Raw genomic sequence first — 11,650 nt, 5'->3', positions numbered from 1 at the left:
TCTCTGCTCATGCCGACCGACGGTAGGCAGTTCTCGCGCACCGCGCTGAGCCACGTCCGATCCGGTGGATAACCAGCCTCTTGTGGATAACCGCGCCCCCCGGAAGGGTGACGGCCCGGCCTCCCGGCGGCGCGCCCGCGGCACCCGTCCCGCGCTACCGCGGTGCGATCACGGCCCCCAGCAGGCCCGGCCCGGTGTGCGCGCCGATCACCGCGCCGACCTCGCTGACGTGGAGTTCGCGCAGCCCGGGCACGCGTTCACGCAGGCGGGCGGCGAGGGCGTCGGCGCGCTCCGCGGCGGCGAGATGGTGCACGGCGATGTCCACCTCGCCCTCGCCCGCCCGCTCCGCGGCGATCTCCTCCAGCCGTGCGATGGCCTTGGACGCCGTACGGACCTTTTCGAGCAGTTCGATCCGCCCGTCGGACAACTGGAGGAGGGGCTTGACGGCGAGCGCGGAGCCGAGCAGTGCCTGGGCGGCGCCGATCCGGCCACCGCGTCGCAGGTAGTCGAGGGTGTCGACGTAGAAGTAGGCGGAGGTCGCGGCGGCGCGGCGCTCGGCGGCGGCGACCGCGGCGGCCGCGTCGCCCCCCGCCTCGGCGGTCTCGGCCGCCGCCAGGGCGCAGAAGCCGAGGGCCATCGCGACCATGCCGGTGTCGACGACCCTTACGGGGACCGGCGAGTGCCGCGCGGCCAGCACCGCGGCGTCGTAGGTGCCGGAGAACTCGGAGGAGAGGTGCAGCGAGACGATGTCGGTGGCGCCGGCGGCGGCGACCTTGCGGTAGGTGTCCGCGAAGGCCGTCGGGGCGGGGCGCGAGGTGGTCACCGGGAGCCGCTTCCGCAGCGCCTGGGCGACGGATCTCGCGGAGATCTCGGTGCCCTCCTCCAGGGCCTGGTCCCCCAGGACGACGGTCAGCGGAACGGCCGTGATGCGGTGGCGCTGCAGTGCCACCGGCGGCAGGTAGGCCGTGGAATCGGTGACGATGGCGACATGGCGGGACATGAAGGGGAGGTTATCGGGGGAGGACCGGCGGCCGACACCGCGGGGCCTCCCGCCCGCGCCCGGCCGCAAGCCCCACCGCCCCCGCACGGCAGGACCGTTCACGGCCACCCGCACCGCACACCGCCCCGGGCGGCCCCCGGCGGGGAACACCCGCCGCACCCGGCGGAGCCACGCCCGCTCTCAGCCGGCGCGCCCCGTCCCCGGCGACTTCTGCCACGAGGCCGGCTTCTGCCACGGGTACGAGGAGCGGCCGCGCCCGTCCGCGGCCGGTATCGCCTGCGGCTGTGCCGCCCCCGGCTCCGGGGCGGCGGACGGCCCGGCACCGGCCGCCGACCGGCCCGCGCCGTCGGTGGAGCCGCTGCCCGCCGCGCCGTCCGCGCCGCCCACGTCGTCCGAAGCGCGGGTCCAGTGCCGCAGCGCACCGGCCTCGACATCGATCTGATCGCTCAGCGCCGCCAGGTCGTCGTCGGCGAACCTCCGCTGCCGGTCACGCGCCGCCCAGCGCAGCGACTCGGCGGAGCGGGTGATGCGCTCCAGGCGTTCGCGCAGCTCCGGCAGGCGGGCGGCCGTGGTGGCGCGGTCGGGCTCCCGCTCCAGGCGCTTCAGCTCGTCGTCCAGGGCGTGGCCGTGGGCGCTGAGGCGGTCGAACAGGCCGAGCGCCTCGCTCAACGACGCGTCCTCGGCCGCCCCGCCGCGCAGCGCCTCCTGGGTCGCCCGCATCGACGTCCGCAGGGACAGCCGGAGCTGGGCCAGCTCACCCGGGACGCCCGGCTTGGTCATCTGCCGGGCCCGCAGACCGGTCTCCTCGACCGTCCGGCGGGCCTGGGTGACGGTGCGGTCGACACCACGCTTGGCCACCTGAACCGCCTTGACCGCGGCGAAGACCCCGGCGACGACGCACAGCAGGAAGAGCAGCCCCACGATGGCGATGGCGGCTTCCATGGGCTCTCCCGGAAAGATCGCGGCGCCGGCCGGTCACCCGCGCCCGTCCCTCCACCGTAAACGGCACGGGCAGGTTGCGGGCCCTGAGAGAACCCCCAACCTGCCCGTAGGGGAAATCCCCTACAACCGTGGCCGCGACCGGCCGCGCCGCGTCACGCCGGGACGATGTTGACCAGCTTCGGCGCCCGGACGATCACCTTGCGGATACCGGCGCCGCCCAGCGCCGCCACCACCGCGGGCTCGGCCAGCGCCGCCGCCTGAAGGTCCTCGTCGGAGATCGTCGGCGCGACCTCCAGACGGGCCTTCACCTTGCCCTTGAGCTGAACGACGCAGGTCACCGTCTCATCGACGACGTACGCCGGGTCGGCCACCGGGAAGTCGGCGTGCACCACCGAGTCGGTGTGGCCCAGCTTGCGCCACAGCTCCTCGGCGATGTGCGGCGCCAGCGGGGCGATCAGCAGCACCAGGCGCTCCGCGACGGTCCGCGGCACCGGACCCGCCGCCTTGGTCAGGTGGTTGTTCAGCTCCGTGACCTTGGCGATGGCGGTGTTGAACCGCAGGTTCGCCATGTCCTGGGTGACACCGTCGATCGCCTTGTGCAGGGCCCGCAGCGTCGCCTCGTCCGGCTCGGCGTCGACGACGGTGACCTCGCCGGTCGCCTCGTCGACGACATTGCGCCACAGCCGCTGGAGCAGGCGGTACTGGCCGACGACGGCGCGCGTGTCCCAGGGGCGGGAGACGTCCAGCGGGCCCATCGCCATCTCGTACAGGCGCAGCGTGTCGGCGCCGAACTCCGCGCAGATCTCGTCGGGCGTGACGGCGTTCTTCAGGGACTTGCCCATCTTGCCCAGGACGCGGCTGACCTTCTCGCCCTGGTAGAAGTAGCCGCCGTCGCGCTCCTCGACCTCGGCCGCCGGGACGGCGATGCCGCGGCTGTCCCGGTAGACGAACGCCTGGATCATGCCCTGGTTGTACAGCTTGTGGAACGGCTCCGAGGACGAGACGTGCCCCAGGTCGAAGAGGACCTTCGACCAGAAACGGGCGTACAGCAGGTGCAGCACGGCGTGCTCGGCACCGCCCACGTACAGATCGACGCCGCCGTGCGGCTGCCCCTCGCGCGGGCCCATCCAGTACTGCTCGATGCCCGGGTCGACCAGCGCGCTGTCGTTGTGCGGGTCCAGGTACCGCATCTCGTACCAGCACGAACCGGCCCAGTTGGGCATGGTGTTGGTCTCGCGGCGGTAGCGCCGCACGCCGCGGCCGTCGCCCAGGTCCAGCTCGACGTGGACCCACTCGTCGTTGCGGGAGAGCGGGGTCTCCGGGGAGGTGTCGGCGTCGTCGGGGTCGAAGGTGCGCGGGGAGTAGTCCTCGACCTCCGGCAGCTCCAGGGGCAGCATCGACTCGGGCAGTGCGTGCGCCACGCCGTCCTCGTCGTAGACGATCGGGAACGGCTCGCCCCAGTAGCGCTGACGGCTGAACAGCCAGTCGCGCAGCCGGAAGTTGACGGTGCCCTCGCCGATGCCCTCGGCGGCCAGCCACTCGGTGATCTTCGCCTTGGCCTCGGTGACGCCCAGCCCGTCCAGGGAGATCGCGTCACTCGCGGAGTTGACCAGCGCCGCGTCGTACGAGGAGAACGCGTCGTCCCAGGTGGACGGGTCGGTGCCGCGGTCGTCGGAGGGCTGGACGACGCAGCGCATCGGCAGCTCGAAGGCGCGCGCGAAGGCGAAGTCGCGGCTGTCGTGCGCCGGGACGGCCATGATCGCGCCGGTGCCGTAGCCCATCAGGACGTAGTCGGCGATGAAGACCGGCAGCCGCTCGCCGCTGACCGGGTTGGTGGCGAAGATGCCGGTGAAGACGCCGGTCTTGTCCTTGGCCTCGGCCTGCCGCTCGACGTCCGACTTGGCCGCGGCCTGCTTGCGGTACGCCGCGACGGCCTCGGCCGGGGTGGCGTGACCGCCGGTCCAGACGTCGTGGGTGCCCTCGGGCCAGGCGTCCGGCACCAGGGAGCCGTCGGCGATCAGCTCGTGCTCCGGGGCCAGCACCATGTACGTCGCGCCGAACAGGGTGTCCTGGCGGGTGGTGAAGACCGTGATCGCGCTCCCCGCGGCGGGGAAGTCGACGCGGGCGCCCTCGGAGCGGCCGATCCAGTTGCGCTGCTGGAGCTTGATCGCCTCGGGCCAGTCCAGGCCGTCCAGGTCGTTCAGCAGGCGGTCACCGTAGGCGGTGATGCGCATGTTCCACTGGCGCAGCTTCGACTTGAAGACCGGGAAGTTGCCGCGCTCGGAGCGGCCCTCGGCGGTGACCTCCTCGTTGGCCAGGACGGTGCCCAGGCCGGGGCACCAGTTGACCGGCGCGTCCGAGGCGTACGCCAGGCGGTACTCGCCCAGGACACCGGCGCGCTCGGCGGCGGACAGCTCACCCCAGGGGCGGCCGTCGGGGGTGGCCCGGGTGCCGGCCTCGAACTGCGCGACCAGGGTGTCGATGGGCCGCGCCTTGTCGGCCTCCGGGTCGTACCAGGAGTTGAAGATCTGGAGGAAGATCCACTGGGTCCACTTGTAGTACGCCGGGTCGATCGTCTCGATCGAACGGCGCTGGTCGTGGCCCAGGCCCAGGCGGCGCAGTTGGCGCCGCATGTTGACGATGTTGGCCTCGGTGGAGACCCGCGGGTGGGTGCCGGTCTGCACGGCGTACTGCTCGGCGGGCAGGCCGAAGGCGTCGAAGCCCAGGGTGTGCAGGACGTTGTGGCCCGTCATGCGCTGGTGGCGGGCGTAGACGTCGGTGGCGATGAAGCCCAGCGGGTGGCCGACGTGCAGGCCCGCGCCCGAGGGGTACGGGAACATGTCCATGATGAACTTCTTGGGGCGGGCCACCACGGCGGGGTCCCCGGCCAGGTCACCGCTCGGGTTGGGCGCCTCGTAGGTGCCCTCCGCCTCCCAGATGTCCTGCCAGCGTGCCTCGATGTCGGCGGCCAGCGCGGCGGTGTAACGGTGCGGCGCCGCCGCCTCGGCGGGGGTACCGCCCGCGCCCTCAGCGGCGTGGGAGGTCGTCGTCTCGCTCATCTCTTCAAGCTCCATCGATGGTCTCTGCCTGCGGCTGCTGCGGACACGGTTGCTGCGGAAACAAAAAGGCCCCTCGCACAGGAGGGGACGCCGCGCCGATGCCGACCCGGACGGCCACCGCAGGTGGCCCGGTCGGAACTGATCAGCGCGGCCCGCTAAGCAGAAGGCGTACGGCACGCATGGCGCCAGGGTACCGCAGGGGGCTCGGGGCCCGCGCCGAGGATTCCCGCCCGGCGCGGGCCCCGGCCCGCGCGCCCCCGGAGTCAGGAGCGCGCCGGCCTGGAGATCAGTGGCGGTACGACGCGATGTAGCCGTCCGCCGGTGAGCCGACACCGGTGACGTCGTCGTAGCCGGGCCGGGCACTCAGGGAGCTGTCCTGGCCCAGGCTGCGCAGCGAGGTCGTGGTGCCCTCGGAGGCGTCGGTGCCGTTGACGAAGTCGGTCCGGACGACCGCCAGGCCACGGCCCGCGCCGAGCGGGTGGTCCGTGACGTCGTGGTACGCCGGGGTGCCGTACCGCTGGTAGATGGCGGGGTTGGCGAAGCCGATCGGGATGCCGTGCCGGGCCTGCTGGGCGAGCGCCTGGACACCGGCGATCACGGGTGCGGCGAGCGAGGTACCGCCGATGCGGTACTCGTCGTAGCCCTGCTTCCCGTCGGGCAGGGTCTGGGTCTGGCCGACCAGGAAGCCGGTGTTGGGGTCGGCGACGGCGGCGATGTCGGGGACGGTGCGCATGGCCTTGCCGCCGCCCGCCTGAGCGAGCCCGTCGGGGACGACTCCGCGCTGGTAGAAGGGTTGCGCGACGGTCTTGCTGGTACCGCCGCCCGCGCCGCCGCCGAACGCGCCGGGGAAGCCGTCCCAGCTCGCGCCGTCCTTGGCGAGCACCGCCTTACGGGTGCCCCAGCCGGTCTCCCACTGGTACGTGTCGTGCTTGCCGACGGCGAGCGCGGTGCCGCCGACGGCGGTGACCCACGCGGAGTTCGCCGGGGTGTCGACCTGCTTGGTGCCGGTGTTGTCGACCTCGTCGCCGTTGTCACCGGAGGAGAAGTAGAAGCCGATGCCCTCGACCGTGCCCTGCTGGAAGACCTGGTCGTAGGCGGCGGCCACGTCCGGCGTCTCGTTGGCCTCGATGTCGCCCCAGGAGTTGGAGACGATGTCGGCGAGACGGCCGTCGACGACCCGGCCGAGGGTGTCGAGGAGGTCGTCGTCCATGCAGGAGGCGGCCCCCGCGTAGACGATGTCGGCGGCGGGCGCGACGGCGTGCACCGCCTCGACGTCGAGGGTCTCCTCGCCGTACCACCCGGCGGCGCCGCACTCGTCGAGATGCGTGTAGTCCTCGGGCAGCACCTGCGAGAGCTGGCCCCGGCGGTAGCCGGCATCACCGTTGCGGGCCGCGTAGCGGGCGGCGTCGGCCGCGATGGTCGGCGAGGCGTAGGCGTCGGTGATCGCGACGGTGACGCCCTTGCCGGTCCACTTCCCCGCCCCGTAGGCGGCCCGCAGTTGCTTGCCGGTGTAGCCCTTGACCGCGTACGGCGCCTTGGTCCCGTACGCGCTCGGCAGCCCCGTGGCGGTCCGGGAGCCGTGGTACGTGGAGAACGGGCCGGCGTTACGGAAGACGGCGGGCGGCGGGGGCAGCTCGGTGGAGTGGTGGCGGGACATCCGGGGCGCGTTGTCCAGGCCGGTGACGGTCAGCACGGCGGCGCCCACCGAGGCGGGGGCGGACGCGGTCACCGAGGGCGCGTGGTAAGTGTGGCCGTCCTTGCGGTAGTTGTGCAGGTCGGTGGCGAAAGCCCGCTCCGCGGCCGCGGCCGGACCGTGGACGGTGAGGTAGCGGCCGCCCGTCCCGCTGACCGTCAGCCCGGCGCCGCGCAGCCAGTCGCGTACGGCGTTCACCTGCTGCCGGGTGGCGCCGTAGCGCGCCTTCACCTGGCCGGGGGTCAGGTACTTCCCGTAGTCGGCGGAGTGCGGGTCGGAGACCGCCCTGGCGTACGCGGCGAGCCCGTCGGCGTCCCGGCCCGCGAGGTAGACGCGGGCGGTGATGCCGGTGCCCGCGGCGGTGGCGCCGCGGTCGGACTGCTGGGTCGCCCAGGCCGGTTTGGTGCCGCGGAGCTGATGCCGGCCACCGTCCTGACCTGCGGCGTCGGCGGCGGGCGCGCCCAGCGCGAGCGCCCCGGCGATCAGCGGCAGGGCCGCCGCCCACACCGTCGCGGTACGCGCCCGCCCGGCTCTGCTGCGGCTCGATCTCATGGAACCCCCTGTGGTGACGATGCGGTAGGTGCTGACGACGGCACCGCGACCGGCTCCGCGACGGCTCGCCGTACGCGCCGCCGTACACCGGCGTCCGGTGCCTCGCGTGCGGCGTGGGACGAGGGAGGTGACATGCACGCGATGCGTCACTCTTTCGGTGAAATGTTCACGTCAGGGGCATGAGCACGCCAAGAAGGCCCCAAGGAACGGCAAGGGAATGCAAGGAACGGCCGGATGCGGAAGGGTTCGGAAAAGGCTGCGGACACACGCCGGAACAGCCCCAACGGGTGGACGACGGAGCAAAGGTGATCAGCCGTCAGAGTAAAGCGGGGCACCACGGACAGCCGGGAGGCCACCTCGCGCGGCGCCGAACACCGCTCCACCGACCCCCGGGCGCCACACACACCCGGAAATCCCGCGCCGGTCGTACGTCACAGCGCCACACCGAATACGCGAGGCGCACGGAGCGTCCACCCCGTGGCACACACCACACCCGGAGACCGCACCGGGAAAAGGGAACACACAACGAAAAGCGGGCCGCCCTTTTCGGACGGCCCGCTCTCTTTCTGTGGAGCTAAGGAGAATTGAACTCCTGACCTCCTGCATGCCATGCAGGCGCTCTACCAACTGAGCTATAGCCCCAGGTCTTCTCCGCTGCGGTCTCCCGCGGCGACATCGACTACATTACACGGCCCTCCCGGGCTTCTGCCAAATCGCTCCTGCCGCGGCCCCCGGAACGGCCCGGGGTACTGTCGGCGGACCGTGCCCGATTCGTCCTGGGGAGCCGTACGCCGTGACCGCGCCGGAGCTGGAACAGTCCACCGATTCCGGCGGGCGCACCCCGCCGACGGGGGCGCCGGGACGCCGTGCGGCCGTCTGGGCCGCGGTCGGCTGCCTCGTCTCGTTCGCGGCGTTCTGGACCGCCCAGCGGCTGGCGCACGTGACCATGATCGACCTCATGGTCTACCGCGCGGAGGGCTGGACCGCGCGCACCGGCGCGGACCTCTACGACATGGTCGCCACCTCCGCCCACCTGCCCAACACCTACCCGCCGTTCGCCGCGCTGCTGTTCACCCCGCTGACGCTGGTCGGCGTCGGCACCATGCGCACCCTGGCCACGGCCGGCAACCTCCTGCTGCTGGTGGCCGCCGTCCACCTCTCGCTGCGGCTGGTGGGACGGCCGCACCGGCTGCCGCGCGCCGCCGCCACGCTCGCGCTGTCCGCGCTGCTGGTGTGGTGCGAGCCGGTGTGGACGACGCTGCGCTACGGACAGATCAACCTGCTGCTCGCGGTGCTCGTCCTCTGGGACCTCACCCGCAGGGACACCAACCGCTGGGCCGGAATCGGTATCGGCATCGCGGCGGGCATCAAGCTCACCCCCGCGCTGTTCGCCGTCCTCCTCGCGCTCGCCGGGGCGGTACGGGCCGTCCGGCTGCTGCGCGGCGGGGCACCGCTCCGTACGGCGCTGCGGGTGCCCTGGCTGCGGCAGGCGGCGGTGGCCACCGCCACGTTCCTCGCCACCGCCGTGCTCTCCGCGCTCGTCCTGCCGCGCGACGCGCACCGTTTCTGGACGGAGATCGTCTTCGCCGCGGACCGCGTCGGCGAGGTCGAGATCACCGCGAACCAGTCGCTGCGCGGCGCCCTCGCGCGGCTGCTGCACACCCATGACCCGGGCGGCGCCTGGCTGGTGGCCGCCGCCGTGACGGCCGTGGCCGGTCTGGCCCTCGCGACCGCCGCACTGCTGCGCGGGGACCGCGCCTGGGCCGCCGTCACCTGCGCGGTGACGGCCCTGCTGGTCAGCCCGATCTCCTGGTCGCACCACTGGGTGTGGTGCGTACCGGCGCTGATCCTCACCGGCTCCGAGGCACTGGCCCGCACCGGCGCCGCCGCACGGCGCTGGTGGACGGCGACGGGCGCACTGGCCGTCCTGTTCGTCAGCTTCGCCCTGTGGTGGGTCCCGCACGCCTGGCACCGCCACGAGGAGCTGCACCAGAACCCGCTCCAACTGCTGCTCTCCGACGTCTACCCGCTCGCCGGGCTCGCCCTGCTGGCCCTGTGCGCGCTGCGGCTGCGCCGGGCGGGACGCGCCGGAAGGGCGTAGCCGGAGCGGTACGGTCCGGCCGCCGGGCCACGGGTGACGTGACGTCAGTACGGTCCCGGCCCCGGCTCACGCGGCGTCAGGCGGGGCCGTACGTACGGCGTTCGGCGCGCGCCGGGCCACGCGCGGGGCGCGCTCAGGCACCGCGGCGGCGTTCGCGCTCAGGCCGTGGCGAAGGAGTAGAAACGCTTCAGCGTGCAGTGTTCGTCGAGGAGGCGGCCGTAGATCGGCTCGCCGTCCAGTTCACGGTAGGTCTCGATCGGGTCGCCCTTGATGACCAGCGCGCGGGCGCACTCCTCGCACCAGTACTGGAACGCGGAGTTGAGCGGCTCCATGTCGCGGACGATCGGCGTACCGCTGCCGCACCAGTCGCATTTCCTGCTGTGGGCTCCCATCGGTCAGCTCCAACTGTGGCCGCAGGACGTACAGACGAAAGAGACGCCGCCGTTGTCGCCGAGCATCTGCGCGACCCGGGCGGAGCCGCAGGCGGGGCACTGCAACGACGGGACCGCGCCGCACGGGACGGGGCGGGAGGCGGCGGCGTCCGGGAACCGGTGCGGGCACGGTGGCCCGGCGGCGGGCAGGTCGACGACCATCCCGAGGATGCTCCTGGGCATCGCGTCCTCTCCTCCCCTGCCGGCGGTCCGATTCTGCCACGGGCCGCCCGGCGGGACGGTCCGGTCACGGCACCGCCCCGGACGCGGCGGTCCACGCACCGAATCTGCCCGCGCCGCCGCGGCCGAACCGCCCGGCCCGGCGCGATGCCGTTTCCGGATACAGCAATGATCCCGCCTCACACGATCCAGTACGGGACTGGAATCCGTGAGACGGGATCATCCGGGTTGTGGAGCTAAGGAGAATTGAACTCCTGACCTCCTGCATGCCATGCAGGCGCTCTACCAACTGAGCTATAGCCCCGGGTCTTGTTCCGCCCCTCCGGGTTTCCCCCGGCGGCGCCGCGAACAAGAAGAACTTTAGCCTGCGACCTGCCCAGATGTGAAATCCGGTCCCGCGGAACGCTCCGCGGGCGGCTCAGGCGTCGTCGCCGAGCACCGGTTCCGGCAGGGTGCCGGCGTTGTGCTCCAGCAGCCGCCAGCCCCGGGCGCCCTCGCCCAGCACCGACCAGCAGCAGTTCGACAGCCCGCCGAGCCCCTCCCAGTGGTGCGCCTCCAGGCCGAGCAGCCGCCCGATGGTGGTGCGGATGGTGCCGCCGTGGCTGACGACGACGAGGGTGCCGTTGTCGGGCAGCTTCGCGGCGTGGTCCAGGACCACCGGGGCCGCCCGGTCGGCGACCTCGGTCTCCAGCTCGCCGCCGCCGCGCCGCACCGGCTCGCCGCGCTTCCAGGCGGCGTACTGCTCGCCGTACCGCTCGACGATCTCCTCGTGCGTCAGCCCCTGCCAGGCGCCGGCGTACGTCTCTCGCAGCGCGGCGTCGTGCGCCACGTCGAGCCCGGTCAGGGCGGACAGCTCACCGGCGGTCGCCGCGGCCCGGCGCAGGTCGGAGGCGACGATGGCGTCCGGGCCCAGGGCCGCGAGGAGCCGGGCCGCGCGCCGGGCCTGGTCCAGGCCTGTCGCGGTCAGCTCGATGTCCGTGGAGCCCTGGAAGCGGCGCTCCAGATTCCAGGCGGTCTGGCCGTGGCGCCACAGGACGATGCGGCGGCCGCGGCCCGCGGAGGTGCCGTTCAGTTGCCCACTCCCTCTGCCTCGCCCGCCGTGGCCTCGGCGTGCGCGGCGGCCTTGCCGCGGGTCGCCTTGGCGTCCTCGGGAAGATCGATCTCGGGGCAGTCCTTCCACAGGCGCTCCAGCGCGTAGAAGACGCGCTCCTCGCTGTGCTGGACGTGGACGACGATGTCGACGTAGTCGAGGAGGACCCAGCGGGCCTCGCGGTCGCCCTCGCGGCGGACCGGCTTGGCGCCGAGCTCCTTGTTGAGGCGCTCCTCGATCTCGTCGACGATCGACTTGACCTGGCGGTCGTTGGGCGCCGACGCCAGCAGGAAGGCGTCGGTGATCGAGAGGACGTCGCTGACGTCGTACGCGATGATGTCGTGCGCGAGCTTGTCGGCGGCCGCCTGGGCGGCGGCGTTGATGAGCTCGATGGAACGGTCCGTGGCGGTCACAAGCGGCTTTCGGGTCGGGGACGGGCCGCCGGCCCCGGGCACGCGGCCCACGGCGCCACCGCCCGGGCGGGCGGTGCGAGCGGCTTCGGATTCCCCTCAAGGGTCTCACGGACCACCGACACCCCGGCCGGGGATTTTCGTCACCCCGGGGACGCCGGGCCCGTACGGGAGCGGCCCTCCGCCCCGGAG

At 73.1% G+C, this 11,650-nt stretch carries 9 protein-coding genes and 2 tRNA genes; 1 reads left to right on the top strand and 10 read right to left on the bottom strand.

All coding sequences use genetic code 11. The annotated features are described in order from the left end of the window. Window positions 1-154: 154 nt before the first annotated feature. The 5 genes from ACGH2B_RS19485 to ACGH2B_RS19465 form a co-directional block, all read right to left on the bottom strand. The gene (locus tag ACGH2B_RS19485; protein ID WP_399091137.1) at window positions 155-1,000 is read right to left on the bottom strand and encodes a DegV family protein; all 846 of its coding nucleotides are present in this window, start codon (window positions 998-1,000) and stop codon (window positions 155-157) included. 180 nt (window positions 1,001-1,180) lie between these two features. Continuing rightward, entirely contained in the window at window positions 1,181-1,942 is a 762-nt protein-coding gene (locus ACGH2B_RS19480; RefSeq protein WP_399091134.1) for a hypothetical protein, read from the bottom strand. Window positions 1,943-2,094: 152 nt separating this feature from the next. Next, a complete protein-coding gene (gene leuS, locus ACGH2B_RS19475; RefSeq protein ID WP_399091131.1) occupies window positions 2,095-5,001 on the bottom strand; it encodes a leucine--tRNA ligase in 2,907 nt (968 codons plus the stop codon). Between the two features lie 286 nt (window positions 5,002-5,287). Then, window positions 5,288-7,246, bottom strand: a complete 1,959-nt coding sequence (locus ACGH2B_RS19470; protein WP_399091128.1) for a protease pro-enzyme activation domain-containing protein — start codon at window positions 7,244-7,246, stop codon at window positions 5,288-5,290. A 569-nt stretch (window positions 7,247-7,815) separates the two neighbouring features. Beyond that, window positions 7,816-7,888, bottom strand: a tRNA-Ala gene (locus ACGH2B_RS19465). 151 nt (window positions 7,889-8,039) lie between these two features. Here ACGH2B_RS19465 and ACGH2B_RS19460 point away from each other — a divergent pair. Then, a complete protein-coding gene (locus tag ACGH2B_RS19460) occupies window positions 8,040-9,347 on the top strand; it encodes a glycosyltransferase 87 family protein (protein ID WP_399091125.1) in 1,308 nt (435 codons plus the stop codon). A 158-nt stretch (window positions 9,348-9,505) separates the two neighbouring features. On the opposite strand, the gene ACGH2B_RS19455 is transcribed toward ACGH2B_RS19460, so the two are convergent. From ACGH2B_RS19455 to rsfS, 5 genes are all read right to left on the bottom strand, one after another. After that, on the bottom strand, window positions 9,506-9,739 hold the full coding sequence (locus ACGH2B_RS19455) for a hypothetical protein (protein ID WP_030283838.1): 234 nt from the start codon (window positions 9,737-9,739) through the stop codon (window positions 9,506-9,508). Between the two features lie 3 nt (window positions 9,740-9,742). After that, entirely contained in the window at window positions 9,743-9,961 is a 219-nt protein-coding gene (locus tag ACGH2B_RS19450; protein ID WP_399091120.1) for a hypothetical protein, read from the bottom strand. 228 nt (window positions 9,962-10,189) lie between these two features. After that, window positions 10,190-10,262 (bottom strand) — tRNA-Ala (locus ACGH2B_RS19445). A gap of 114 nt (window positions 10,263-10,376) precedes the next feature. Further along, complete coding sequence (locus ACGH2B_RS19440; protein ID WP_399097131.1) at window positions 10,377-11,030, bottom strand: histidine phosphatase family protein; 654 nt, start codon at window positions 11,028-11,030, stop codon at window positions 10,377-10,379. After that, window positions 11,027-11,461 (bottom strand): ribosome silencing factor, encoded by a 435-nt coding sequence (gene rsfS / locus ACGH2B_RS19435; protein WP_399091117.1) that lies wholly within the window; start codon window positions 11,459-11,461, stop codon window positions 11,027-11,029. The genes ACGH2B_RS19440 and rsfS overlap by 4 nt, the downstream gene beginning before the upstream one ends. Window positions 11,462-11,650 lie beyond the last annotated feature (189 nt).

It is taken from the genome of Streptomyces sp. BBFR2, assembly GCF_044497305.1.
Classification (GTDB): Bacteria; Actinomycetota; Actinomycetes; order Streptomycetales; family Streptomycetaceae; genus Streptomyces.
Note: the sequence above shows the minus strand (reverse complement) of the source record. Positions and strands in the feature narration are given on the sequence as shown.

What these genes read in the sequence shown, in the direction of transcription:
- ACGH2B_RS19485 (WP_399091137.1), bottom strand. Translation starts at nt 1,000, where the DNA reads ATGTCCCGCCATGTCGCCATCGTCACCGATTCCACGGCCTACCTGCCG.
- ACGH2B_RS19480 (WP_399091134.1), bottom strand. Translation starts at nt 1,942, where the DNA reads ATGGAAGCCGCCATCGCCATCGTGGGGCTGCTCTTCCTGCTGTGCGTC.
- leuS (WP_399091131.1), bottom strand. Translation starts at nt 5,001, where the DNA reads ATGAGCGAGACGACGACCTCCCACGCCGCTGAGGGCGCGGGCGGTACC.
- ACGH2B_RS19470 (WP_399091128.1), bottom strand. Translation starts at nt 7,246, where the DNA reads ATGAGATCGAGCCGCAGCAGAGCCGGGCGGGCGCGTACCGCGACGGTG.
- ACGH2B_RS19455 (WP_030283838.1), bottom strand. Translation starts at nt 9,739, where the DNA reads ATGGGAGCCCACAGCAGGAAATGCGACTGGTGCGGCAGCGGTACGCCG.
- ACGH2B_RS19450 (WP_399091120.1), bottom strand. Translation starts at nt 9,961, where the DNA reads ATGCCCAGGAGCATCCTCGGGATGGTCGTCGACCTGCCCGCCGCCGGG.